The sequence below is a fragment of the Pseudomonas sp. Pseusp18 genome (assembly GCF_059506005.1).
This window is the reverse complement of the sequence record NZ_CP169240.1, coordinates 5,646,654-5,672,594: the sequence shown is the minus strand read 5'-3', so window position 1 is coordinate 5,672,594 and position 25,941 is coordinate 5,646,654. Positions and strand designations below refer to the sequence as shown.

21 protein-coding genes are annotated in these 25,941 nt (G+C 59.9%); 4 read left to right on the top strand and 17 right to left on the bottom strand.

All coding sequences use genetic code 11. From position 1 onward, the window contains the following. Position 1: 1 nt before the first annotated feature. On the bottom strand, positions 2–1,702 hold the full coding sequence (gene pilB / locus ACEN9A_RS25490) for a type IV-A pilus assembly ATPase PilB (RefSeq protein WP_258671184.1): 1,701 nt from the start codon (positions 1,700–1,702) through the stop codon (positions 2–4). A 226-nt stretch (positions 1,703–1,928) separates the two neighbouring features. Here pilB and ACEN9A_RS25485 point away from each other — a divergent pair, with 226 nt between their 5' ends. Beyond that, positions 1,929–2,339, top strand: coding sequence for a pilin (locus tag ACEN9A_RS25485; RefSeq protein ID WP_019650990.1), 411 nt, complete (start codon positions 1,929–1,931; stop codon positions 2,337–2,339). Between the two features lie 326 nt (positions 2,340–2,665). Next, positions 2,666–3,022: a BON domain-containing protein gene (locus ACEN9A_RS25480; RefSeq protein WP_019650991.1), complete on the top strand. Its 357-nt coding sequence runs from the start codon at positions 2,666–2,668 to the stop codon at positions 3,020–3,022. A gap of 327 nt (positions 3,023–3,349) precedes the next feature. On the opposite strand, the gene ACEN9A_RS25475 is transcribed toward ACEN9A_RS25480, so the two are convergent. The 15 genes from ACEN9A_RS25475 to dksA form a co-directional block, all read right to left on the bottom strand. Further along, entirely contained in the window at positions 3,350–3,646 is a 297-nt protein-coding gene (locus tag ACEN9A_RS25475; protein ID WP_007938996.1) for a DUF2845 domain-containing protein, read from the bottom strand. Further along, complete coding sequence (locus ACEN9A_RS25470) at positions 3,646–6,600, bottom strand: DUF748 domain-containing protein (RefSeq protein WP_258671183.1); 2,955 nt, start codon at positions 6,598–6,600, stop codon at positions 3,646–3,648. The genes ACEN9A_RS25475 and ACEN9A_RS25470 overlap by 1 nt, the downstream gene beginning before the upstream one ends. Before the next feature lie 94 nt (positions 6,601–6,694). Then, positions 6,695–7,711, bottom strand: coding sequence for a class I SAM-dependent rRNA methyltransferase (locus ACEN9A_RS25465; protein ID WP_258671182.1), 1,017 nt, complete (start codon positions 7,709–7,711; stop codon positions 6,695–6,697). 196 nt (positions 7,712–7,907) lie between these two features. Continuing rightward, complete coding sequence (gene acs, locus ACEN9A_RS25460) at positions 7,908–9,845, bottom strand: acetate--CoA ligase (protein ID WP_258671181.1); 1,938 nt, start codon at positions 9,843–9,845, stop codon at positions 7,908–7,910. 232 nt (positions 9,846–10,077) lie between these two features. Then, on the bottom strand, positions 10,078–11,742 hold the full coding sequence (pgi, locus tag ACEN9A_RS25455; protein ID WP_018930196.1) for a glucose-6-phosphate isomerase: 1,665 nt from the start codon (positions 11,740–11,742) through the stop codon (positions 10,078–10,080). Between the two features lie 227 nt (positions 11,743–11,969). Next, positions 11,970–12,350 (bottom strand): aspartate 1-decarboxylase, encoded by a 381-nt coding sequence (gene panD, locus ACEN9A_RS25450; protein WP_003228271.1) that lies wholly within the window; start codon positions 12,348–12,350, stop codon positions 11,970–11,972. Positions 12,351–12,580: 230 nt separating this feature from the next. Then, positions 12,581–13,441, bottom strand: coding sequence for a pantoate--beta-alanine ligase (gene panC, locus ACEN9A_RS25445; RefSeq protein WP_258671180.1), 861 nt, complete (start codon positions 13,439–13,441; stop codon positions 12,581–12,583). Next, entirely contained in the window at positions 13,438–14,238 is an 801-nt protein-coding gene (gene panB / locus ACEN9A_RS25440) for a 3-methyl-2-oxobutanoate hydroxymethyltransferase (protein ID WP_019650996.1), read from the bottom strand. Before panB ends, panC begins: the two co-directional genes overlap by 4 nt. Before the next feature lie 335 nt (positions 14,239–14,573). Then, positions 14,574–15,059: a 2-amino-4-hydroxy-6-hydroxymethyldihydropteridine diphosphokinase gene (folK, locus tag ACEN9A_RS25435; protein ID WP_019650997.1), complete on the bottom strand. Its 486-nt coding sequence runs from the start codon at positions 15,057–15,059 to the stop codon at positions 14,574–14,576. Between the two features lie 3 nt (positions 15,060–15,062). Then, a complete protein-coding gene (locus tag ACEN9A_RS25430) occupies positions 15,063–16,463 on the bottom strand; it encodes a polynucleotide adenylyltransferase PcnB (RefSeq protein WP_018930200.1) in 1,401 nt (466 codons plus the stop codon). Between the two features lie 876 nt (positions 16,464–17,339). After that, positions 17,340–18,779 carry a sigma-54-dependent transcriptional regulator gene (locus ACEN9A_RS25425; protein WP_019582860.1) on the bottom strand — a complete coding sequence of 480 codons (1,440 nt, stop codon included), beginning with the start codon at positions 18,777–18,779 and terminating at the stop codon, positions 17,340–17,342. A 22-nt stretch (positions 18,780–18,801) separates the two neighbouring features. Next, entirely contained in the window at positions 18,802–21,756 is a 2,955-nt protein-coding gene (locus ACEN9A_RS25420) for a sensor histidine kinase (RefSeq protein WP_258671179.1), read from the bottom strand. Beyond that, positions 21,740–21,916: a hypothetical protein gene (locus ACEN9A_RS25415; protein ID WP_003176118.1), complete on the bottom strand. Its 177-nt coding sequence runs from the start codon at positions 21,914–21,916 to the stop codon at positions 21,740–21,742. The genes ACEN9A_RS25420 and ACEN9A_RS25415 overlap by 17 nt, the downstream gene beginning before the upstream one ends. Positions 21,917–21,993: 77 nt before the next feature. After that, positions 21,994–22,890, bottom strand: a complete 897-nt coding sequence (gene gluQRS / locus ACEN9A_RS25410; RefSeq protein ID WP_258671178.1) for a tRNA glutamyl-Q(34) synthetase GluQRS — start codon at positions 22,888–22,890, stop codon at positions 21,994–21,996. A gap of 77 nt (positions 22,891–22,967) precedes the next feature. Then, on the bottom strand, positions 22,968–23,408 hold the full coding sequence (gene dksA / locus ACEN9A_RS25405; protein ID WP_007902025.1) for an RNA polymerase-binding protein DksA: 441 nt from the start codon (positions 23,406–23,408) through the stop codon (positions 22,968–22,970). Between the two features lie 334 nt (positions 23,409–23,742). On the opposite strand from dksA, the gene ACEN9A_RS25400 reads away from it, so the two are divergent. Together ACEN9A_RS25400 and sfsA are read left to right on the top strand one after the other, a co-directional pair. After that, positions 23,743–24,915 (top strand): pyridoxal phosphate-dependent aminotransferase, encoded by a 1,173-nt coding sequence (locus ACEN9A_RS25400; RefSeq protein WP_258671177.1) that lies wholly within the window; start codon positions 23,743–23,745, stop codon positions 24,913–24,915. Then, entirely contained in the window at positions 24,915–25,622 is a 708-nt protein-coding gene (sfsA, locus tag ACEN9A_RS25395; RefSeq protein WP_258671176.1) for a DNA/RNA nuclease SfsA, read from the top strand. The genes ACEN9A_RS25400 and sfsA overlap by 1 nt, the downstream gene beginning before the upstream one ends. Here the strand turns inward: sfsA and ACEN9A_RS25390 are convergent. Further along, positions 25,619–25,936: a Rieske (2Fe-2S) protein gene (locus ACEN9A_RS25390; RefSeq protein ID WP_007938052.1), complete on the bottom strand. Its 318-nt coding sequence runs from the start codon at positions 25,934–25,936 to the stop codon at positions 25,619–25,621. The genes sfsA and ACEN9A_RS25390 overlap by 4 nt on opposite strands. Between the last annotated feature and the right edge of the window lie 5 nt (positions 25,937–25,941).

The following is a 25,941-nucleotide window of genomic DNA, read 5'->3' as shown; positions in this document are numbered from 1 at the left end:
TTCAGTCCTTCGTGACCCGGTTGATTTCTTCAAGGCTGGTGATGCCTTGCATGGCCTTGAGCAAGCCCGAGGTGCGCAGGTCGTTGAAGCCGTCCTTGCGCATCTGGAGGTCGATCTCCAGTGAATTGCCTTCGGCCATGATCAGCCGTTGCAGGTCAGGGGTGTTCTTTACCACTTCATAAATCCCCACTCGCCCTTTGTAGCCGGCGTTACATTGATTGCAGCCGACCGGTTCATAGATCGTGAACGAGCCGATGCGTTCCTCGGGGAAGCCTTCCTTGAGCAGCGTCTCGCGGGGAATCTCGATGGGTTTCTTGCAATGGCTGCACAACTTGCGCGCCAGGCGCTGGGCAATGATCAGGCTGACCGAGGTCGCAATGTTGAAGCCCTGAATCCCCATGTTGTGCAGGCGGGTCAGGGTTTGCGCGGCGCTGTTGGTGTGCAGGGTTGAAAGCACCATGTGCCCGGTCTGGGCGGCTTTGATGGCAATTTCGGCAGTTTCGAGGTCGCGGATTTCGCCGACCATGATCACGTCCGGGTCCTGGCGCAGAAACGAGCGCAACGCTTGGGCGAAATCCATTCCCTGCCTGGGATTGACGTTGACCTGGTTGATGCCCTCCATGTTGATTTCCACCGGGTCTTCGGCAGTGGAGATGTTGATGTCGACGGTGTTGAGGATGTTCAGCCCGGTATAGAGCGACACGGTCTTGCCTGAACCGGTGGGCCCGGTCACCAGGATCATCCCCTGTGGTTGTTTGAGGGCGGCCATGTACAGGTCTTTCTGCTCCGGCTCATAGCCGAGGGCATCAATGCCCATTTGCGCGCTGGACGGATCGAGGATCCGGATCACCACTTTTTCGCCCCACAGGGTCGGCAGGGTGTTGACCCGGAAGTCGATGGACTTGCTCTTGGACAGGCGCATCTTGATCCGCCCGTCCTGGGGTTTGCGCCGCTCGGAGATGTCGAGACTGGCCATGACTTTGAGCCGGGAAGCAATGCGGTTGGCCAGTTGCGTGGGTGGCTTGGCGACTTCATGCAGGATGCCATCGGTGCGCATCCGCACGCGGTAGGTTTTTTCGTAGGGTTCGAAATGCAGGTCGGAAGACCCGCTCTTGATCGCATCGAGCAGCATCTTGTGGACGAAGCGCACCACGGGCGCGTCATCGGTATCCTGTCCGGCGATGGTGTCCTGTTTCTGGTCATCGACCGACTCGATGTCCAGACCGTCGAGGTCGACATCGGCCATCTCTTCCAGGCCGGTGGCGTGGCTGTCGAAGAATTTTTCGATGGCGTCGCTGAGCTTGTCTTCTTCGACCAGGATGGCTTCGGTGTTCAGCCCGGTACTGAACTGGATGTCGTTGATGACCTGTTGATTGCTCGGATCGGAAACCCCCACGAACAGTTTGTTGCCGCGCCGCCAGAGGGGTAGGGCGTGGTGCTGGCGGATCAGTTTTTCGCTGACCAGCCCCTTGGGCTGGGTGTCTTTTTCCAGGCAGTTGAGGTCCAGCAGGGCCATGCCGAAATGCTCCGAAGCCACCTCGGCGACCTGCCAGCTTTTCAGCAGTTTGTTTTGCACCAGATAACTGACCAGTGAGACTCGATCGCGTTGGGCTTGCTGATATGCCTGTTGCGCACTTTGATCAGTGATCAGCTCGGCCAGTACCAATTGCTTGGCCAGACCGCTAAGGGCAATGTCATTCATTGGGATTCCGGACGCAGGCGGTTAATGACTTATAGCCTAGTCAAGCAGTGGAACCAAACCAGCCGAGGTGAGGTGACAAAAAGTGTCAGAAAGTGCGGATCCTGGGGGTAGGAAAGGTCTTTGTCGTGATCCCGAGCCCAGTCTGCAGGGGCGCATACGACTTGGCATGACCTGTGCTGTACCCTGTACAGATCATGAGATTTCGACTCATGCATGGAGCCTGTCTATGAAAAATCAAAATGGTTTTACCCTGATCGAACTGCTGATCGTGGTGGCGATCATCGGGATTCTGGCGACGTTTGCGTTGCCGCAGTATTCGAAGTACCAATCACGGGCGAAGGTCACCGCTGCGCTTGCGGAAATCTCGGCACTGAAGGTGCCTTTCGAAGACATTATGAATCAGGGTACCGATCCTACCCTCGCTTTGATCGGCGGTACGGCGACTACAGGTAACTGCACGATTACGGCATCGGGTACCACCGCTACCGGTGTGGGCACTATTGCCTGCACGATCCTCAATGCTCCAGGGCCTGTGCTCAGCAAAACCATTACGCTTTCGCGTACCCTCGCCGGTGGCTGGACATGCGCCACCACGGCTCTACAAGAGTACGCACCTAAAGGCTGCACCGGCACCTGATCCATACCACCCGGCATAAACAATGCCCCGCTTCTCACGACGCGGGGCATTTTTGTTGGTCATTTGGGCGGGGGGCGATTCGGATGATCACGAAAACCCCCGACAATTCATGCCCTTAGGCCTACGCTAAAACCCGCAACTTGCATGTAGATAATGTCGCACTCATGCATTTTGCATGATTTCGAAAGTTGTCATTTTTATTAAGTTGTTGATTTATAGGTATTTATTTTTAGGTCGCTAGTTGGCACAGCGTTCGCACTCTCTCTGGTAACCCTGCTGACAAGACGACACGCAGCAGACTTTCCAGAAGAACAGGAGTTACTCGTATGAAGAAGTTCGCTATCGCTGCCGCTACTGCTACCGCGCTGACCCTGACGATGGTCAACGCTGCATTTGCACAGACCACCCAAACCACCCAGGCTCCCATGACGCTGGCCGCCGGTGAAGTGACCAAAGCCAAGGAAGCTACTTCCGATACCTGGATCACGACCAAAGTCAAAGCAGACCTGGTGACTGAAAAAGGCATCCCTGGCACCGACATCAAAGTCGAAACCAACAAAGGTGTCGTGTCGCTGTCGTCCACTGTTGCGGTGACTGAAGCTCAGAAAACCACCGCCGTGGCCATTGCCAAGAAAATCAAAGGCGTCAAAGCGGTGTCCGCTGACGGCCTGAAAGCCGAGTAAGGCAAGGCTTCTCGCCTGGACCGGGAGAAGATGCGGCAGGCGGGCCAGGTCATACGTCTGTCGCTTTTTGAGAGTTCATGCGAAAGGCCATATGGACGTGGCCGTTACAGGCCCCCGACATTCGTGTCGGGGGCCTGTTCTATTGGGAGCAACGCAAAAAACTGTGGGAGCAAGCCTTTGTGGCGAGGGGGCTTGCCCCCGTTCGATTGCGAAGCAATCGTAAACCGGTTACCGCTTTCCCATTCAAGATCGCAGTGACGGGTTTCAGGGGCGCTCCGCACCCCAACGGGGGCAAGCCCCCTCGCCACACATTGGTTTGTAGTGGGTTCAGTTACCGCGTTTGCTGGTGATTTGAACCAACCGGTTTCCTTCAAAGCGCAGGTACTGGTACATCCCGCTGTTGGGCCCGTAGGTCCATTCCTCGACCTGAAACTCTTCCCGTCGATTGGCGCTGCGCTTGTAGCCAAGCAGGTCGCGGGCGACGGGCTCTCCGCATTTTTGCAGCACTTCGCTGGACCTGTCCCCGACGCTGATCAATTGACTGCCGCAGCGCAGGGTATCGGCCGCCGCGGCTTGGCCGGCAGCCAATACCAGGGCCAGGCTCACAAGCCATTGCGCGCCCATCACTCGGCATCCAGATGCAAGGCCGTCACCACGCGGCCATCACTTTCGGCCTCGCCGAGGTTGGCGTCGATGAAGTACACGCGGTCATCGGCCAACTGCCCTTTGTCCACCAGGTAGTCCTTGATACTGCTGGCCCGTTCCTGGCCCAGCTGACGCAACAGAACCTCGCTGGAGCTCCAGAAACCGATCACGCTTTCACGCATTTTTTTGCTGCGTTCTTCCTTGCCCAAATCCTTCCATTCCGCGGGCGGCTGGATCTTGAGGCGTGTGCGGTAGATTCCTTCGAGCAGCGGGCCTTTCTCGCTTTCCGGCACTTCCAGCATGGAGGCCTGGGCCGGCACCTTGTCGCCGCGGCGCTGGAGCATTTTGTAGTAGTTGTACTGGTATTCCCGTTCCAGGCGTTGCTCGGCGAGCAGCGGGCCGTCGCTGCTCTTGGCGGCAGTGCCTTCGATTTCCAGGCGCAGGGCCGGACGCTCCTTGAGCGCCTGGGACAGTTTGATCAGTGTTGCTTCGGCTTCCTTGCTCAAGTCACTCGAACCTGGTGCAAACGCCACAGTGCCCAAGTCCTCTGAACCACCGCCGCTGACCAGCCCGCCAATCATTTTGAACGGCGCCGCGGCCGCCTTCACGATCAGATTGCGCAGGGTCTGCCAGATGATCGGCATGATGCTGAACTGCGGGTTGTTCAGGTCGCCGCTCACCGGCAATTCGATGGAAATCTTGCCGTCGACATCCTTGAGCAAGGCAATCGCCAGTTTCAGCGGCAGGCTTACTGCATCCGGACTGTCGACTTTTTCACCCAGTTGCAGCTGCTCGACCACCAATTTGTTTTCGGCCAGGAGCTGACCGTTGGTGATCTTGTAATGCAGATCCAGATTGAGCCGGCCCTTGCGGATGCGGTAGCCGGCGAACTTGCCGGAGTAGGGCGTCAGGGTCGTCAGTTCCACCCGTTTGAAACTGGTGGCGATGTCCAGGCTGGCCATCGGGTCGAACGGGTTGACCGAGCCCTTGATGGTCACCGGCGCATAGCGGTCGACCTTGCCTTTGACGTCGACGTTGGCCGGTTTTACGTGGCGGCTGTCGATGGTGCCGATGTTGCCGTTCAGTTGTTGGACGGCGGTGGCGAAGTTCGGCGTCAGGCTGAAGTCGGCGAAGTTTGCCGAACCGTCATTGATGGCGATGCTGCCAATGTGGATGCCCAGTGGTTTTTCGCTTCCGGTTGCCGGTTTGGCGGCGGCGGTCTTGGCGCCGGAGTCGGCCGGTTGCGGGATCAGCAGGTCATCGATGTTGGTGGTGCGGTCATCGTTGATCATGAAGCGCGCATAGGGCTGGAACAGATTGACCTTGTCGATCGACAGGCTGTCGCCGTGCTGATAGTTCAGGCCTTCGAGCGCCACCTGTTGCCACTTGAGGAAGTCACGGGTTTTCAGAGTGTCGAGGGTATGCAACTGGTCGATCTGGGCTTTACCTGTGACGCTGAACGCCAGCGGCTCGGTGCTTTTCAAGTCGACCGCCAGATCACTGCCCAGCATGCCGCTACGCAGTTCGAGGCGAATGAACGGATTGATGTAGGACTGGGCGACGCGCAGGTCGATATCCCTGGTCTGCACGTTCAGTTTGGCGCTGATCGGGGCCAGATTGACCGTGCCGTCCGCCATGATCTTGCCTTGCTTGCCCACGCCCGTGTCGAGCTTGAGGTTGAAAGGGGAGCCATTGAGGCTGTCGAAATTCTGCAGGTCCAGGTTCAGCGGGCCGAGCTCCAGCGCTACGGCGGGTTGTGCCTTGCGGTCGGCCAGGTGCACCTGATAATTACGCAGTTGCACGTCTTTGAGCAGCACCTGCCAGGGCTTGCTCGGCGCAGTCGGTTCGGGCTTCGGTGAATCGGCTGCCGCGGGTGTGCTGGTGGGTTCGGCGTTGGCTTTGGCCGCCTGTTTGGACGGCTGGCTGGCGAACAGTTTTTGCCAATCGAGTTGCCCATCGGCTTCGAGGGCTGCCCAGGTTTCCAGTTTCTGGCTGCGGATCTTGCCGACCACCACTTGTTGCTTGGCCAGGTCCACGGTGGTGTCGCTGATGTCCAGACGTTCGAGCTTCGCCAGCGGTCGGCCGTCCGGCGCCTTGATGGCGAAAGGCGCAACGCTGACGGCGACGTTGTCCAGCAGCAGTTCGGTGCCTTTGTTCAGATTGAGTTTGTAGTCGGTGCTCAAGTTCAGGACACCGTTTTCCAGGACCAGTGGCACTGCATCGCGCACGTAGGGCCAGAAGGATTTCATCTTGCCATCGGTGATTTTCAGCTTACCTTCAGAGGCGATCGGGCTCAGGCTGAAATTGCCGGTCCAGTCGATCTGCCCGCCGGCGGGGCCGACCGCGACCAGGGTCATGTCGGCGTTGTCGTCGGGCAGGGTGCTGAGGTTCTTCAGCTCGAAATCGAGTTTGTCGTAGAGGAACTCGATGGGCTCGCTGGGCCGGGCATCTTCGAAGTGCACGTAGCCGCCGGCCAGTTTGATCCGCTCCACGCGCAGCGGGAAGGGTTTGGCGTTCGGGTCGACCGGGGTCGGTTCGCTGGCGGGGATTTTGAACAGCCCGAGAAGATTGAGCTGGCCGTCCTTGCCGAAGAGTATTTCGGTCTTGGGTTTGTCCAGTTCGATATCGGACAGATGCAGCGCCTTGGTCCACAGGCTGTCGATCTGCAGGTTGGCGTACAGGCGTTCGAAGCCCACTTGTTCCTTGCCCGGCTCGCCGATGATCAGGCCCCAAAGGGTTACTTCAAGGCTGAACGGGTTGAGTTCGATCCGCGAAATCGTCGCGGGCGTCGTGGCGTAGTTGGCCAATTGCTGGTTGGCAACCCGCAACGCGATGCCCGGCAAAATCAGAAACCCCAGCAGGCTGTAAAGGGCCAGGGCTGTTAACAGGGCGCCGATAGCGCGGATCAATCCTTTGGGCATGTGTGGCTTCATCTGTCGGAATCGGAGTGCCTTGGAGTATGGCATGCGTTTGCGGTTCCGAAGCAATCACGCTTTATAGGATTTGTCTGATAATGGGTGTGGATTTTCAGAGCTGCAGGATCAGCGTTTTCAGCGGCGGTTGTTGATCCATCGACGGAAAGTCGCTGCCCGGTGTCAGCGCTGTCCACTCACGCACCGGGCGCCCGGCCTTCTCTGCGCAGCGCAGCACTTGCTCGCGCCAATCGTCCATGCTGACCTTCGCCAGGTTGTTGCAGCAGATCAACACGCCATTATCAGCAGTGGTCAGCAGCGCCGGTTTGAGCAGGCTCTGGTAGTCGCGCAGCAGGTCGACCGTGCCGAAAGCACTCTTGGCCCAGGCCGGTGGATCGAGCAGCACCAGATCGTACTGACGCTGCTCCAGACGTTGATAGCTTGGCAGTTTCTGCCCGCGACGCTGGCTGATCGGCAGGCCGGCCAATTGACGAATCGCCGGGAAGTAATCGGACTGGATAAATTCCATGGTCGGCAAATGCGGGTTGAGTAGACCGTTCTCGCGGCCGACCGCCAGGTTGCCTTCGGCAAAGTCCAGGTTGCACACCTCGCTGGCACCACCGGCCGCAGCGCAGAGACCGACGCCACAGGTGTAGGCAAACAGGTTCAGCACACTTTTGTTTTTGCTGTGCGCCTTGACCCAGCCGCGGGCATTGCGCAGGTCGAGAAACAGCAACGGATCCTGGCCGGCATGGCGCCCGCGAACCCGATAATTCAGCCCCCATTCGTGGCCGATCAAATCTTGCAGGGCTGCTTCGTCCGCGCGGTAGACGGTGTCTTCGCGGTCGATGCGCGAGTTGCCGCGAGAACGGTCGTTGTACACCAGCAGGGTATCGAGGCCCAGCTGTTGATTGACGATCTCGTGCAATTGCAGCAGGGCGTCGCGCTCCAGTGACTGATGAAAGCTTTGCACCAACAGTTGTGGGCCGTAGCGGTCGATGGTCAAACCGCCGGCACCTTCCTGGCTGCCGTGGAACAGGCGATAGCAATCGGTGCCTTGCTGATGCAGCTCGGCGAGCAGGTCCTGGCGACGATCAAGGGCGGCGCACAGCGCCTGATTCAAGGAAGACATGCTGGGCGCCTTGCTGGAGGGTATTGAGGGCGCGGGAGTTTAACACTGTGGCGAGGGGGCTTGCCCCCGTTCCAGTGCGCAGCACTGGCAAAAATTCGAGGGAGCGCCAAGTTTTTTGGGCCGCTTCGCTGCCCAACGGGGGCAAGCCCCCTCGCCACAATAAGCCTCACAGCGCGGCCGGTGGCCGCGCGCAACATTATTGGTTCAGGCGTTGATCAATCAGCCCTTGCACCACGCTCGGGTCGGCGAGGGTCGAGGTGTCGCCGAGGCTGTCCAGTTCGTTGCAGGCGATCTTGCGCAGGATCCGTCGCATGATTTTGCCCGAACGGGTTTTCGGCAGGGCCGGGGCCCACTGGATCAAGTCCGGTTTGGCGAAGCTGCCGATTTCCAGGCTGACATGGGCCAGCAGTTCTTTCTTCAGATCGTCGTTGGGGTCGATGCCGTTCATGGGGGTGACGAAGGCGTAGATGCCCTGGCCTTTGATGTCATGGGGGTAACCGACCACGGCGGCCTCGGCGATGCTGTCGTGCAGCACCAGCGCGCTCTCCACTTCGGCGGTGCCGATGCGGTGCCCGGAGACGTTGATCACGTCGTCGATGCGCCCGGTGATCCAGTAATCGCCATCCTCATCGCGGCGTGCGCCATCGCCGGTGAAGTAGTAGCCGGGGTAGGGCTTGAAGTAGGTTTCGACCATCCGTTTCGGATCGCCGTAGACGCTACGGATCTGCGCTGGCCAGCTGGACTTGATGGCCAGCACGCCGCTGCCGGCGCCTTTGATTTCCTTGCCGTGCTCATCGAGCAACACCGGTTGCACGCCGAACATCGGTTGGGTGGCGCAACCGGGTTTGATCCGTTGGGTGCTGACCAGCGGGCTGAGCATGATGCCGCCGGTTTCGGTCTGCCACCAGGTATCGACAATCGGGCAGCGTTGCTCGCCGACCGTATTGAAATACCACTCCCAGGCTTCCGGGTTAATCGGCTCGCCGACAGTGCCGAGTAAGCGCAGGCTCTCGCGGGACGTTTCCTTCAACGGCCCGGGACCTTCACGCATCAACGCGCGCAGGGCGGTCGGGGCGGTGTAGAAGATGTTCACGTGGTGCTTGTCGATCACCTGCCAGAAGCGCGAGGTGCTGGGGTAGCTCGGTACGCCTTCGAAGATCAGCGTGGTCGCGCCGTTGGCCAGCGGCCCGTAGACAATGTAGCTGTGGCCGGTGACCCAGCCGACATCGGCGGTGCACCAGAAGACTTCACCGTCGCGATAGTCGAGCACGTATTTGAAGGTCATCGCCGCTTGCAGCAGGTAGCCGCCAGTGGTGTGCAGCACGCCTTTGGGTTTACCGGTGCTGCCGGAGGTGTAGAGGATGAACAGCGGGTCCTCGGCGTCCATCGGCTCTGGCGGGCAATCGTCACCGACATCGCGCAGGGCCTGGTGATACCAGAGGTCGCGGTCTTCAACCCAATTCACCTGGTTTTGGGTGTGCTCGACCACGATCACGCTGCTGACGTGCGGGCAACTTTGCAGGGCCTTGTCGACGTTCTGTTTGAGCGGCACGAATTTACCGCCGCGCACGCCTTCATCGGCGGTGATTACGGTGCGGCAGTCGGCGTCGAGGATCCGGTCACGCAGTGAGTCTGGGGAGAATCCGCCGAACACCACCGAATGAATCGCGCCGATCCGCGCACAGGCGAGCATGGCGTAGGCAGCTTCGGGGATCATCGGCATGTAGATGCACACGCGGTCGCCTTTCTTCACGCCACGACTTTTGAGCACGTTGGCCAGTCGACAGACGTTGTGATGGAGTTTTTTGTAGGTGATCTGGATGGATTCGGCGGGGTCATCGCCTTCCCAGATGATCGCGGTTTGATCGCCACGCTTTTCCAGATGACGATCGATGCAGTTGTAACTGACGTTTAACTTTCCGCCGGCAAACCAGCTTGCGTCACCGGTTTTCAGGTCGTACCGCTGAACGGTCTGCCACGGCGTGCTCCAGTCGAGGAACCGTGTGGCCTGTTCGGCCCAGAAGGTGCTGGGGTGTTCAATGGATTCACGGTACAGGCGCTTATAGTCGTCCTGACTCAACTGTGCAGCCCGGCGGACGGCATCGGCTTTGGGGAACGTGCTGATATCGAACATGACGGTTCCTTATTCTTGTTTTGCGACAAGAGGGGAGCTGCGCGACCCCGTGTAGGAGCTGCCGAAGGCTGCGATCTTTTGATCCTGGTTGTAAAAACAAGATCAAAAGATCGCAGCCTTCGGCAGCTCCTACACAGTAATAGCGCACGCCACCGATTTTGCAGTAAACCCGGTGCCGTGGAACTGTCGGTGCTGCAAGTTGAAGGGGCGGGTAAACCGCCCCTTCAGCCTATCACCCGCGGTGACGACCGCGGAAGTAGTTGATCAGGCCTTGGGTGGAAGCATCGTCGGCCGGGGTTTCTTCGCTGCCGACCAGGCGGTTGTAGACGCCTTTGCCCAGCTCTTTACCCAACTCCACGCCCCACTGGTCGAAGGCATTGATGCCCCAGACCACGCTTTGCACGAAGACTTTGTGTTCGTACAACGCGACCAGTGCGCCAAGACGCCGCGGGCTGATACGTTCGAGCACCAAGGTGTTGCTCGGACGGTTGCCCGGGATCACCTTGTGCGCGGCCAGTTTTTGCACTTCATCCTCGGCCATACCCTTGTCACGCAGCTCGGCTTCAGCCTCGGTGCGGGTCTTGCCGAGCATCAATGCCTGGCTTTGCGACAGGCAGTTGGCGTACAGCCACTGGTGGTGGTCGGACACCGGGTTGAAACTGACGATCGGCACGATGAAGTCGGCCGGGATCAGTTGGGTGCCCTGGTGCAGCAACTGGTGGTAAGCATGCTGACCGTTGCAACCGACGCCGCCCCAGATTACCGGGCCGGTATCGGTGGACACTGGCGTGCCGTCCTGGCGCACGCTCTTGCCGTTGGATTCCATGTCCAGCTGTTGCAAGTGCTTGGTGATGTTGCGCAGGTAGTGGTCGTACGGCAGGATCGCGTGGCTCTGCGCGCCCCAGAAGTTGCCATACCAGACGCCGAGCAACGCCAGCAGTACCGGCATGTTCTGTTCGAATGGCGCGCTCTGGAAATGCTGGTCCATGGTGTAGGCACCGGACAGCAGTTCCTTGAAGTTCGACATGCCGATGGCCAGGGCAATCGGCAAACCGATGGCCGACCACAGCGAGTAACGGCCGCCGACCCAGTCCCACATCGGGAAGATGTTCTCTTCGCGAATACCGAACGCAACGGCCGCCGCGTTGTTGCTGGAAACGGCGATGAAGTGACGGTACAGCTCGGCTTCCGAACCGCCCTGAGCCAGGTACCAGGCGCGGGCGGCCTGGGCGTTTTTCAGGGTTTCGAGGGTGTTGAAGGATTTCGACGAGACGATGAACAGCGTGGTCTCGGCGCGCAGCTTCATGGTCAGTTCGTGGAATTCACTGCCGTCGATGTTCGCCAGGTAATGGCAGCGCACGCCTTTCTGGGCGTAGGACAGCAGCGCTTCGGACACCAGCTCGGGGCCGAGGAACGAGCCACCGATGCCGATGTTCACAACGTCGGTGATCGGCTTCTCGGTGTAACCGCGCCACAGACCGTCGTGGATACGGCCCACGAGATCGGTGATCTGGTTCAGCACTTTGTGTACGTCGGGCATCACGTTGACGCCGTTGACCGACAGCTTGTCGCCCACCGGGCGGCGCAGTGCGGTGTGCAGGGCCGGGCGTCCTTCGGAAGCGTTGACGATTTCGCCCGAGAACAGCGCTTTGATCGCGCCCTTGAGGTCGACTTCGTTGGCCAGGCCCACCAGCAGATTGCGGGTCTCGGCGTTGATCAGGTTCTTCGAGTAGTCGAGAAACAGGCCGCAGCTGCTGAGGGTGAATTGATTAAAACGCTGCGGATCGGCATTAAAGGCTTCGCGCATGCTGAAATCCTGCATGGCTTGGCGGTGGTCATTCAGCGCTTGCCAAGCGGGCAGAGCGGTAACGTCGTGAGGAGTGCGGTAATACGCCATCGCTGCGGTTTTCCTTTTACTTGAACGGCCTTTTGAACACTAAAAATCCCGGAGCGCTGTGGGTGGGCGTCCGGTCAACTGCGTCGACACGATTTCTGGCGCAGGGCGAATACAGTAAACCTCGCGCTGCAATCTGTCTTGACTTTGTCTGACCTGCTCCCGGTACTTTTTTAACATTTAACCAGGAGCGGTCCGACAAACGGAAAGCTGGCAGGGGGGCGGTTCGGTCAGGCGACCTGAACTGGAATGGCATTGCTGGTGTGGCTCAGTTCGTTACCCGGCGCCATGTAGAGCATGCGCGGCTTGAAGTTGAGCAGCTCGGCTTCGCTGTAGTGAGCGTAAGCGCAGATGATCACGCGGTCGCCGACCTTGGCCTTGTGGGCCGCGGCACCGTTGACCGAGATCATGCGCGAACCTTCTTCGCCACGAATCGCGTAGGTGGTGAAGCGTTCGCCGTTGTCGACGTTGTAGATCTGGATCTGTTCGTACTCACGGATGCCGGACAGGTCCAGCCATTCGCCGTCGATGGCGCAAGAGCCTTCGTAATCGAGTACAGCATGGGTGACTTCGGCGCGATGCAGCTTGGCCTTGAGCATGATGGCGTGCATGAGTGTTTCCCCGGGTCGGAATCGAACGGGGGGCAGTTTGCCCGAAGGCTTTGTGGGCGGCAATACAGTCTGGAAACGACGCAGATCTAATGTGGGAGCGGGCCTGTGGCGAGGGGGCTTGCCCCCGTTTGAGTGCATAGCACTCACAGGATCTTTGATATATCAGAGATTTTGGGGCTGCTTCGCAGCCCAACGGGGGCAAGCCCCCTCGCCACAGGGTTTTGCAGTGTTTATGCGGGTGTGTCGAGGTTCAGATGCAGGTTGTCGATCAACCGCGTCGTGCCGAGGAACGCCGCCGCCAGAATCACCAGATCCCGATCTTGCGCTGTCGCCGGACGCAAGGTCAGCGCATGGCGAATTTCCAGGTAATCCGGACGCAGGCCAGCGGCTTCCAGTTGCTTGATCTGCTCGTTGATCAGCGTCGGGTAATCGCGCTCGCCCTGTTTGATCGCGTCGCTGATCCGGGTCAGTGTGCGATAGACCTCTGGTGCGATGGCCCGCTGTTCTTCGCTGAGGAAACCATTGCGTGACGACAACGCCAGACCGTCGGCGGCCCGTACGGTCGGTTCGCCGATGATCTGGATCGGCATGTTCAGGTCGTGCACCAGGGCGCGAATCACCGCCAGTTGCTGGAAGTCTTTCTGGCCAAAGATCGCCAGGTCCGGCTGGACCATGTTGAACAGTTTGCTGACTACCGTCGCCACCCCTTCGAAATGCCCCGGACGGCTGGCACCGCACAGACCTTCAGACAGTTGCGGAACGCTGACGCGGGTCTGGCCGGCCATGCCGTCGGGGTACATTTCTTCGACGGTTGGGGCAAACAGCAGATGGCAACCGGCCTGGAGCAGTTTCTCCTGATCGGCGGCCAGGGTCCGCGGGTATTTGTCGAGGTCTTCGCCAGCGCCGAATTGCAGCGGGTTGACGAAAATGCTCGCGACCACGAAATCCACCCGTTGGCTGGCTTTGGTAATCAGCGCGATATGCCCGCTGTGCAGGTTGCCCATGGTCGGCACAAAGCCGATGCGCTTGCCTTCGCTACGGGCGCGGGCCACCGCGGCCCGCAGTTCGCGTACGGTTTTTACGGTGTTCATGCAGAGAATCCGTGTTCGATGCCAGGGAAAGTCGCCGCTTTGACTTCAGTGACGTAAGCGCTCAAGGCGGCTTGAATGCTGGTTTGGCCGGTCATGAAGTTCTTCACGAACTTTGGCACGCGGCCGGTCATGGACAAGCCCAGCATGTCGTGCAGAACCAGGACCTGACCGTCGGTGCCACTGCCGGCGCCAATGCCAATCACCGGGATCTTCACCGCCTGGCTGATTTCTTCGGCCAGTTCGCTCGGTACGCATTCGAGCAGCAGCATGGCCGCGCCGGCCTGTTCCAGGGAAATCGCGTCGGCACGCATCTGCCGTGCCTGGTTCTCATTGCGGCCCTGGACTTTATAGCCGCCGAGGATGTTGACCGATTGCGGTGTCAGCCCCATGTGCGCGCACACCGGGATGCCGCGTTCGGCCAGCAGACGGATCGAGTCCGCGAGCCACAATGCCCCTTCAACCTTGACCATGTGCGCACCGGCCTGCATCAACAGCGCGCTGTTGGTCATGGTTTGTTCAATGGTGGCGTAGGCCATGAAGGGCAGGTCGGCGAGGATCAGGGCATCGGTGTTGCCGCGTTTGACGGCTGCCACATGGTAGGCCATTTCAGCAGTGGTCACCGGCAGGGTGCTGTCGTGACCTTGCAAGACCATGCCGAGGGAGTCGCCCACCAGCAGCACTTCAACCCCGGCCTCATTGCAGGCGTGGGCGAAGGTCGCGTCATAGCAGGTCAGCATGGTGATCTTTTCACCTGCCTGCTTGAGGCTCTGGAGCGTGGTCAGGGTGATGGCTGGCATGAAAAAAATCCTCATTACAGGCGCTATGAAAACTACTGCGAGTAACGCGCGTGATTCGTCATTTATACAGGCGCACCCTCTTTCGTGGTGCTTGTAAGGCCTGGACTGCGCCCTTTAGCGCCGCGTTGGCGGCAGCGGGACGCCTATAGTCGTGAGGAGAACCCGGGAAGTCAATTGCATGTGTTACCGCATTGTTACGTGTGGGGTGTTACCGACGTTACTGATGCGATTCAGCAGATTAGCGATGGGCTTGTCTCGTCAAAAGATCGCAGCCTTCGGCAGCTCCTACTGATGTATGTAGGAGCTGCCGAAGGCTGCGATCTTTTGGCGGCAACTCAGGCTGCCGGGAGGCGTTCCAGGCCGACGAACGGGCAGGCGGCGAGTAATTCTGCGAGGGTGCGGCCGTCAGCCAGGCGCAAGTCAGCCGGTGCCAGTTCGGCCAGCGGATAGAGCACAAAGGCTCGTTCCTGCAGGTGATAGTGAGGGACTTTGAGGCGCGGTTCGTCGATCAGTCGATCGCCGAACAACACGATGTCCAGATCCAGCGTGCGTGGGCCCCAGCGTTCAAGGCGCTGGCGGCCTTGTCCGTTCTCGATGGCTTGCAGGGCATCGAGCAGCTCCAGCGGCGCGAGGCGGCTGTCGAGAGCGGCGACCGCGTTGGTATAACGCGGTTGGCCGGGCAGCAGCGAGTCGCTTTGATAAAACCCGGAAACACCGACCAGTTCGGTCTGCGGCAAGCGTGCCAAGGCCTCGACAGCGCTGCGCAACTGTTCGGCAGGGTCAGCCAGATTGCTGCCCATGCCGATGTAGATGCGTTCCATGGCTTATTCGCCTGTCGTGCTCGAGGCGCCGGCAGCGCGTTTGCGTTTGGCTCCGCCACTGCGGCGACGTTTGCGCGGAGCACCACTGCCGTCGTCCTTGCCGCTGAGTTCGCGGATCATGTCCCGACGTTCGCTGTCGTTGGCGTCCTGATAGTCGGTCCACCATTCGCCCAGGCCATCAGTTTGTTCGCCAGCGCTTTCGCGCAGCAGCAGGAAGTCGTAACCGGCACGGAACCGCGGGTTGTCCAGCAACAGGTCGGCACGCTTGCCGCTGCGGCGCGGCAGACGCTCTTGCATGTCCCAGATCTCGCGGATCGGCATGGTGAAGCGTTTCGGAATCGCAATACGCTGGCACTGTTCGGCAATCAACTCGTGCGCCGCTTCCTGCATCGCCGGAATCGGCGGCATGCCACGTTCTTGCAGGCGCAGTACGCGGGCCGGCAGGGCAGGCCAGAGCAGGGCGGCGAACAGGAACGCCGGGGTGACCGGTTTGTTCTGCTTGATCCGCAAGTCCGTGTTGATCAGTGCTTCACTGATCAGCGTGTGGGTGTACGTCGGGTTGTATTCCAGCGCCTCGGCACTGGCCGGGAACAGCGGATCGAACAGCTGCAGGTCGACCAGCATCTCGAAGGTGTCCGCGGCGTGGCCGGAGAGGAACAGCTTGAGCACTTCTTCGAATAGACGGGCTGATGGAATCTCGCGCAGCATCGGTGCCAGATCGCGGATCGGCAGGGCGCTGTGCTTCTCGATACCGAAATTCAGCTTGGCGGCGAAACGCACGGCCCGCAGCATCCGCACCGGGTCTTCCTGGTAGCGCTGCTTCGGATCGCCGATCAGGCGGATCAGGTGATTGCGGATGTCGTGTACGCCATTGGCGTAGTCGAGAATGCGCTCGCTGACCGGATCGTAATACAAGGCGTTGATGGTGAAGTCGCGGCGTTGCGCGTCTTCTTCCAGGGTGCCGTAGACGTTATCGCGCAGAATGCGCCCGCTTTCGTTGCGGGAAGACTGGTTGCTGTCTTCGTCCTCGTCGTTTTGCGGGTGATTGGCGCGGAAGGTCGCGACTTCGATGATTTCGCGGCCAAAGTGGATATGCACCAGTTTGAAGCGACGACCGATGATCCGCGCGTTGCGGAATTCGGCCCGTACCTGTTCAGGGGTGGCACTGGTGGCGACGTCGAAATCTTTCGGCGTGATGCCGAGCAGCATGTCACGCACACAGCCGCCGACCAGGTAAGCCTGGTAACCGGCGTTCTGCAAGCGTTCGACGATGTTGACCGCGTAACGGCTGAATTGCGCCTTTTGCAGCGAATGTTGGCCGCTATTGAGCACTTCAGGCGTGCTGCGGATGTGTTGCGTACGACGCAGGGGAGAACGGAATGACTGGAACAGCTTCTTCAGCATGGGATGCACTGTTTGAAGGAATGTTCGGCCATAACGAAGAATGACCGCATGATGGGCCGGGATTCTAGCATTTAGTCGGGGGATGGTGTAGGAAGCTGCGCAAGCGCTTGAAGGGGAATGTCTTGAAAGGGGCGGTTTTGTAGCAGCTGCCGAGCAGCGCGAGGCTGCGTTCGGCGGCGAAGCCGTCGTAAAACCAGAGATTGCGGTGTGTCAGTAGGAACCGGTTGCCCGTATTTGCGACTGCTGCGCAGTCGAACGCAGACTCGCGCTGCTCGGCAGCTGCTACAGACAGAGAATGCCAAACGGCAGAAACCACAAGGGGAGCCGAAGCTCCCCCAGAAGTAGTTGCGTGCTCTATTTTTATTATTGGTTTCGGGCTTCTTGTTTTTGTTGAGCGCCCTCGCCATGAAGTTTTCCTTCATGACCCTCCCAATCGGGAGCCAAGAGCAAACGGATTGCTTTGGTCGCTGTGTTGCTATGATCGTGTGATCCAACCAGTTCAGGCACTGTCTTAAGACAGTTTTTTATTATTCTCGGCCTGGTTGCGGGGCAAACCCCAAATGCAACGCCTCTCCAAAAGAATCAGTTAGCTACGCCTCTCGCCGTCTTGTTTTTATTGTGCGTGAGTCGATTCGTCTTATTTTTATTGTCTTGTGCATTACTTGTTATTGTTCTTGTACTGAACATATAGCAGGGTGCGTGCCAACTTTTGTGAAGTCCAATAAAACAAGGGGTTAGGCGGGCTAATTGGGCTTTCCGAGGCCAAAAAAAACCGGGGCTTCGTTACCGTAAGCCCCGGCTTCTGTTACGTGAAAAAGCTGAGGTAACAGTTTTTCCACAATGTCACGTGTTACCCGCGCATCCGACAGGCGCGGTTCAGCTCTCGCTGGCCACCCCGGTCTTGCGCCGCGGGATGCCCAGGCGCTGACGGCGTTCCCACAAGCATTTGCGACTGACCCCGAGTTTGCGGGCCAGTTCGGTTTCGGTCATGTGGTCCTGATGCTCGAGTACGAAGTGCTGGAAGTAGTCTTCCAGGGACAGATCTTCGGTCGGTTCGTGGCTGGTGTTACCGGCGCTGTTGCCCTGCTGGGGCGCGAGGCCGATGAAATCGTCGTCTTCCAGATCGCTGAGTTCGATGTCGATGCCCAGCAGCTCGGCGGAAATCTCCGGGCTCTCGCACAGAATCACCGCGCGCTCGACCGCGTTTTCCAGTTCGCGAACGTTACCCGGCCAGGAGTAATGCCGAATTGCTTGCTCGGCATCCAGGGCGAATTTCAGATCGGTGCGGTTGACCCGCGCGCTCTGCCGCGCCAGGAAGGCATTGGCAATTTCATTGACGTCCGCACCGCGCTCGCGCAGGGCCGGCAGTTTCAGGGCGATCACGTGGAGGCGGTAATACAAGTCTTCACGGAACTGGCCGATCTTCGCCAGGCTCTTGAGGTCCCGGTGGGTCGCGGCGATCAGGCGTACATCGACCTTCTGCGACTGGACCGAGCCAACCCGGCGGATTTCACCTTCCTGCAATACGCGCAACAGGCGGGCCTGGGCTTCCAGTGGCAGTTCACCGATTTCATCGAGGAACAAGGTGCCGCCGTCCGCCGCTTCCACCAACCCGGCACGCCCGGCGCTGGCGCCGGTGAACGCGCCTTTTTCGTGGCCGAACAGTTCGGACTCGATCAGGCTTTCCGGGATGGCTGCGCAGTTCACCGAAATCATCGGTGCCTTGGCGCGTTTGGACAGGTTGTGCAGGGCACGTGCTACCAGTTCTTTACCAGTACCGGATTCGCCCTGGATCAGGACATTGGAATCGGTCGGCGCGACTTTACGGATTTTGCTGTACAGGTCCTGCATCGGCGGGCAAGAGCCGATGATGCCAATTTCGCCGTTGCTGTTGTCGACACCGCTTTTGGCTGCGGCACCATTGGACGCTTTGCCGACGACCGGCTCACCGCTGGCTTGCGCCGATTGCCGGTCACGCAGGATTCGCGCGACGGCCTGGAGCATCTCGTCGTGATCGAAAGGCTTGGCGATGTAGTCCACCGCGCCCATTTTCATGGAGTCGACGGCCGAACGCAGGCTGGCGTAACTGGTCATGATCAGCACCGGAGTGCCCTGGCCGAGTTTGATCAACTCGGTACCCGGCGCGCCCGGCAGGCGCAGGTCACTGACGATCAGGTCAAACGTGGGAATGCTGAAACGCTCTTGTGCTTCCTGCACGGATCCGGCTTCACTGACCTGGTACTGGTTACGTTCCAGCAGACGGCGCAAGGCGGAGCGGATAATTGTTTCGTCTTCGACGATCAAAATGTGCGGCATTGATTCGATACTCTCGACGGTCTCAGTTCACAGCGGACGTCGCTTCGACATGACGCGGTAAGGTCACCCGGATACGGGTGCCGCGTTGGCTTTGAACATCAGCCGGGCTGTCGATGGTGATTTGTCCATAATGCTCTTCAACGATGGAATAGACCAGTGCAAGGCCCAGACCGGTGCCTTCGCCAGGATCCTTGGTGGTGAAGAAGGGTTCGAACAGTCGGTCCATGATGCTCGAGGGAATACCGCTGCCTTCGTCTTCGACGATCAGATCGACCGTGTGTTCGCCGGCTTCGCTCTTGACGCGCACTGCGCTGCCCGGAGGCGAGGCGTCACGGGCGTTTGAGAGCAGATTGATCAATACCTGGGCGAGCCGCTGCGGGTCGCCTTCGACCCAGTGATCGGGGTCGCACAGGTTGTAGAACTGTACTTCGAAATTGCGCCGGTTCAAGGCCAGCAGGCCGATGGCATCCTGGGCCACTTCCGCCAGACAAACGGGCTCGTCGCTGTGCTGATGAGCGCCCGCGTGGGCGAAGCTCATCAGCGACTGAACGATGCGTGACACGCGTTTGGTCTGCTCGAGGATCTGCCCGCTGATTTCCGTGAGTTCGGAGTCTTCTTCACGTTCTTCGCGCAGGTTTTGCGCGAGACAGGCAATGCCGGTGATCGGGTTGCCGATTTCATGGGCCACGCCGGCCGCCAGTCGGCCGATGCTGGCCAGACGCTCGGAGTGCACCAGTTTGTCTTCGAGCATCTGGGTTTCGGTCAGGTCTTCCACCAGCAGCACCAGGCCGCTGTTACCCGGTGCCAGCGGTTCGTCGATTGCCGCTTTGTGCAGGTTCAGCCAGCGGGTCTGGCCATCGAGGGCCAGGTGCTGCTTGTGCAAGTGTTCGTCCGGCAGATTGATGAAGCCTTGCAGCAGCTCTTTCCATGGATCGGCAATGGTACTCAGGCGCGAACCGACCACGCGCTGCGCGGCAATCCCGGTCAGCTCCTCCATGGCTTTGTTCCACATGAGGATTTCCTGATCCTTGGCTAGCGAACACACGCCCATCGGCAGTTCCTGCAGGGTTTGGCGGTGGTAGCGGCGCAGGGCATCGAGTTCGGCGGCAAGGCCGGTGAGGCGCGAGTGGTAGTCCTCGAGGCGACTTTCGATGAAATGGATGTCTTCGGTGACGTAGTTTTCGCCGCCGGCCTTATAGGGCAGGAAGGTTTCGACCATGTCCTGCGCCACGCTCGGGCCCATCAGGCCGGAGAGGTTGGCTTCGATACGGTCACGCAAACGACGCAAGGCGTAAGGCCGGCGTTCGTCGAACGGCAGATAAAGGTCACGCAGTGCTTGTTCGACTTCTTTCTGCGCGGCCTTGGCACCCAGCGGTTTGGCCAGTTGCGTGGCGAATTCCTGAGGCGAGGCGGCATGCAGTTCGCGGCGTTGCGGGCGGCGAACGTTGTCCACCGCGCAGGCTTCGGCGGCGCTGGCCTCTTCGGGGCTGGCGTTGGTGAACAGTGAAATCAGGGTGAACATCAGCACGTTGGCGGCCAGCGAGGCAATTGCCGCCATGTGCCAGCTGGTGTCGTCCAGCACGTAAATCATGTTCAGCAACGGAATGTAGAAGCCTTGCAGATTGCCGACCAGCGGCAACAGCATGGTCACCAGCCACACCAGAATCCCCGCCAGGAGGCCTGCGATGAAGCCGCGACGGTTGGCGGTCGGCCAGTACAGCACCGACAACACTCCCGGCAGGAACTGCAACGTGGCGACGAAGGCGACGATGCCGAGGTTGGCCAGGTCCTGTTCCGCGCCCAGCATCAGGTAGAAACCGTAGCCGGCCATGATGATCGCGACGATCAGTGCCCGGCGGGTCCATTTCAGCCAGCGGTAGATATTGCCTTCGGCCGGCGGCTGATAGAGCGGCAGCACCAGGTGGTTCAGCGCCATCCCGGACAGCGCCAGCGTAGTGACGATGATCAGCCCGCTGGCCGCCGACAATCCACCGACATACGCCAACAGCGCCAGGGCTTTGCTATTGGCGGCGATGCCGATGCCCAGGGTGAAATATTCCGGATTGGTGGTGGCGCCGAGTTTCAGCCCGGCCCAGAGAATCAGCGGCACTGCCAGGCTCATCAGCAGCAGGAACAGCGGTAAGCCCCAGCTCGCACTGACCAGAGAGCGCGGGTTGAGGTTTTCGGTAAAGGTCATGTGGTACATGTGCGGCATGACGATCGCCGAGGCGAAGAACACCAGCAGCAGCGTGCGCCATGGGCCTTCCTGCAGAGGCGTGTGCAGGGCGGCGAGGGCGGTCTGGTTTTGCAGCAGCCACAGTTCCAGCTGTTGCGGGCCGTCGAACACGCCATACAGCGCATACAGGCCGACGCCACCAATCGCGATCAGCTTGATCACCGACTCGAAGGCAATCGCGAACACCAGGCCTTCATGTTTCTCGCGGGTGGCGATGTGGCGCGAGCCGAAGAAAATCGTGAACAGCGTAATCAGCGCGCAGAAACTCAGGGCCACGCGATGCTGAACTGGCTCACGGGTGAGGATGCCGATGGAGTCGGCCACCGCCTGAATCTGCAATGCCAGCAACGGCAGCACGCCGACCAGCATGAAAATTGTCGTCAACGCGCCGGCCCAGGTGCTGCGGAAACGGAACGCGAACAGGTCGGCCAGCGACGAGAGTTGGTAAGTGCGGGTGATCTTCAGGATCGGGTACAAAAGCACCGGCGCCAGCAGAAACGCCCCGGAAACCCCGAGGTAGCTGGACAGAAAACCGTAGCCGTACTGATAGGCCAGGCCCACTGTGCCGTAAAACGCCCAGGCACTGGCATAAACGCCCAGCGACAGGGTGTACGTCAGCGGGTGGCGAATGATCGCCCGGGGGATCATCCCCCGTTCACTGATCCAGGCCACACCGAACAGCACCGCCAGGTACGCGGCGCTGATCAGGATCATCTGGGTCAGGCTAAAGCTCATCGGCATCTTTTTGGCTCTGCAGGATGAAGGTCACGACGATCAGAATCAGCCAGAGCAAATAAGGGCGATACCAGGCGCCAGTGGCGTCGATCCACCAATCCATGATGGCCGGGGAGAACAGATAAATCCCCACTACCAGGAGCAGGACCAAGCGATAGATGTACATCCCGGCCTCTCTCTTTTATGCGCGTGCCCGAAAACGTGCGGCGATGGTAACGGATGGGTGCGCCACTGCAAGTGGCATCACTGCAGTTGCGCTTCAGGCAACGTCAGTGTGCGCGGGATCAGCGACGCATCCCAGTGGGCAATGCCCCAATTCAGCACCTCCCGTGGTGTGGCGTCATTCAGTTCGGAAACGGGAGTGTGCCCCAGCGCCCGCAATGCGCGCAGCAACAGCGGCGTAGCCTGATCCTCGGTCAGCGGCGGCGATCGATAGGACTTGCCGAGTTTGTGGCCGTCCGGCTGGGTAATCAGCGGGATGTGCAGGTAGCGCGGTTGCGGCAGGCCGAGCAGTTCTTGCAGATAGAGCTGGCGTGGCGTGGAGTCCAGCAGGTCGGCGCCGCGCACGATATCAGTGATGCCTTGCCAGGCATCGTCCAGCACCACCGCCAATTGATAGGCGTAGAGCCCGTCACGGCGACGAATCACGAAGTCACCCACCTCGCGGCCCAGGTGTTGACGGAATTCGCCCTGCACCCGGTCGATGAAGTGGTATTCCAGCTCCGGTACGCGCACGCGGATCGCCGCATTCTCGGTGCCGTGCCCCGCGTTGCGGCAGAACCCGGGATAGATGCCGTGATACGGCTCCAGTTGCTTGCGCGAGCAGGTGCACGCATAGGCCAGGCCCTGGCTGAACAGGCGATTGAGGACTTCGGCGTAGGCCGCGTACCGGTCACTCTGTCGGACCATCTCGCCATCCCACTCGAAACCGTAGCTTTCCAATGCCTTGAGAATCGCCGCCTGAGCGCCGGGCTCCTCACGTGGCGGATCGAGATCCTCCATGCGCACCAGCCAGCGCCCGCCGACCGAACGGGCGTCGAGGTATGAGGCTAGCGCGGCCACCAGCGAACCGAAATGCAGATGCCCGCTGGGCGTGGGGGCGAAGCGCCCGATGTAGGTGGGGGAGGAGATGGCAGTCATGGCGATTATTTAACGTCTAAAAGCGTCAGAAACAAAAACGGAGCGTTCGCACGCTCCGTCTTTCGTTCAAGTCGAGATTACTTGCCGACTTGCTTTTCCTTGATTTCCGCCAGGGTCTTGCAGTCGACGCACATGTCGGCGGTAGGGCGGGCTTCCAGTCGCTTGACGCCGATCTCGACGCCGCAGGACTCGCACCAACCGTATTCTTCGTCTTCGATCAATTGCAGGGTCTTGTCGATTTTCTTGATCAACTTGCGCTCGCGGTCGCGGGCGCGCAATTCGAGGCTGAATTCCTCTTCCTGGCTGGCACGGTCTGCCGGGTCAGGGAAGTTGGCCGCCTCGTCTTTCATGTGATCAACAGTACGGTCGACTTCCTGCATCAAGTCCTGTTTCCACTTGTTCAGGATCTTGGTGAAGTGAGCACGCATGGGTTTGCCCATGTACTCTTCGCCCTTCACTTCTTTGTAGGGTTCGAAGCCGCTGATCGACTGATTTTGCTGCTTTGCTTGGGTGGGCATGAAATGGACCGCCTCTACTCTTGTAATCCATTGCGCAGGATTGCTCCATCACCGACACCTGCCGGCCCTGCGGCTGCAAGCGGGCGAACTTACCAGATCAAATCGGACCGCGCTACTCCCGGATGTCGAGCCCGCGGCCCGTGGTGCTTGCAAAAGATTGCAAAGCTTCGTCTGGTGGCTAAGGAGACCTGATCAATTATTGATTTTAGCCAAACCTGAGACATACGCTTGAATCAATTGAGGCCCGCATTATATGGGCTCTGACCGCTTTAGACTCTCGCTCGTTCCTGCGCTTGGGTAGAATCAATTCTTTTCCCCGTTGTAAGGAAGGCTAATGGCTCTGTCCTACAGTGCGCGTAGTCGCGCTATCGAACCGTTCCACGTTATGGCCCTGCTGGCGCGGGCCAACGAGCTGCAAGCGGCTGGCCACGACGTGATTCACCTGGAAATCGGCGAGCCGGACTTCACCACCGCCGAGCCGATCATCCAGGCCGGCCAGGCTGCGCTAACGGCGGGGAAGACCCGTTACACCGCCGCTCGCGGCATTCCCGAGCTGCGTGAGGCCATTTCGGGCTTTTATCAGCAGCGCTACGGGCTGAACATCGATCCGCAGCGCATCCTGATCACGCCTGGCGGCTCAGGTGCGTTGCTGTTGGCCAGCGCCTTGCTGGTGGATCCGGGCAAGCACTGGCTGCTGGCCGACCCGGGTTACCCGTGCAACCGGCACTTCCTGCGCCTGGTGGAAGGCGCGGCGCAACTGGTGCCGGTCGGCCCGGACGTGCGTTATCAACTGACCCCGGACCTGGTCGCGCGTCATTGGGATCACGACAGCGTCGGCGCCTTGGTGGCATCGCCGGCCAACCCCACCGGGACCATCCTGACCCGTGATGAGCTGGCCGGGCTGTCCGCGGCGATCAAGGCCCGCCACGGTCATTTGGTGGTCGACGAGATTTACCACGGCCTGACTTACGGCACGGACGCGGTCAGCGTGCTGGAAGTCGATGACAGCGCTTTCGTCCTCAATAGTTTTTCCAAGTATTTCGGCATGACCGGTTGGCGCCTTGGTTGGCTGGTCGCGCCTGAAGCGGCGGTCGGTGAACTGGAAAAGCTCGCCCAGAACCTCTACATCAGTGCACCGAGCATGGCCCAGCACGCGGCATTGGCCTGCTTCGAGCCCGCCACCATCAGCATTTTCGAGGAGCGCCGCGCCGAGTTCGGTCGACGTCGTGACTTCCTGCTGCCAGCCCTGCGGGAATTGGGTTTCGGCATCGCCGTTGAACCGGAAGGCGCGTTCTATTTGTACGCCGATATCAGCAAGTTCGGCGGCGATGCCTTCGCGTTCTGCCGACACTTCCTCGAAACCGAGCACGTTGCGATTACCCCGGGGTTGGACTTTGGGCGTCATCAGGCCGGGCATCATGTGCGGTTTGCCTACACCCAAAGCCTTCCGCGCTTGCAAGAAGCAGTCGAGCGGATCGCCCGCGGTTTGAAGAGCTGGCAAGGCTGATGCGCTTTCATCCTCCCCTTGAAGAGGGTCGCTTGATTCGTCGTTACAAGCGTTTTCTTGCCGATATCGAAACCGTTGGCGGCGAGTTGCTGACCATTCACTGCCCGAACACTGGCTCGATGCTTAATTGCCAGGTCGAGGGCGGGCAAGTCTGGTTCAGCCGCTCCACCGACCCCAAGCGCAAGTTGCCCGGCACTTGGGAAGTTGGCGAAACCCCACAGGGGCGGCTGTTTTGCGTGAACACCGGGCGCGCCAACGGCTTGATCGAGGAGGCGTTGCAGGCCGGCGTCATCACCGAGTTGAACGGCTTTACCGAACTGAAGCGCGAAGTGGCCTACGGTCAGGAAAGCAGTCGCATCGATTTTCGTCTCGATTACCCGGGCGGCCCGGCTTATGTGGAAGTCAAAAGCGTCACCCTGGGCTTCGATGGCTCGGCAGTGGCGGCATTTCCTGACGCGGTGACCCAGCGCGGGGCCAAGCATTTGCGCGAACTGGCGCATTTGGCCAGGGACGGGATTCGGGCAGTGCAGTTGTATTGCGTGAGCCTGACAGGGATTGACGCGGTACGTCCTGCCGAAGAAATCGATTCGGCCTACGCAGCTGCGTTGCGTGAGGCGGTGGCGTGTGGAGTCGAAGTGCTGGCGTATGGCGTGCGCTTGACCCACGAAGAGATGGTGGTCGATCGGCGGCTGGATGTGTTGCTTTAGAGCGTAACCCAGATCCCTTGTTCATCCTCGCGGCAGAGGATGGTAGTCAGGGATTGCCCGGCGCAGGGGCCGGCGACGCATTCACCGTCCTCGATCAGAAACAGTGCGCCGTGGGTCGCGCACTGGATCAGGCTGTTGCTGGGGTCGAGAAACTGGTCGGGTTTCCATTCCAGTCCGACGCCCCGGTGCGGGCAGCGATTTTCATACACATACACCCGACCGCCCCGGCGCACGGCCAGGAGCTTCTGGCCGTCGACGTCGAAACCGCGACTGCTGGCGTCAGCCAATTCGGCGCCTGTGCAAAGAAACTTCATGTCTA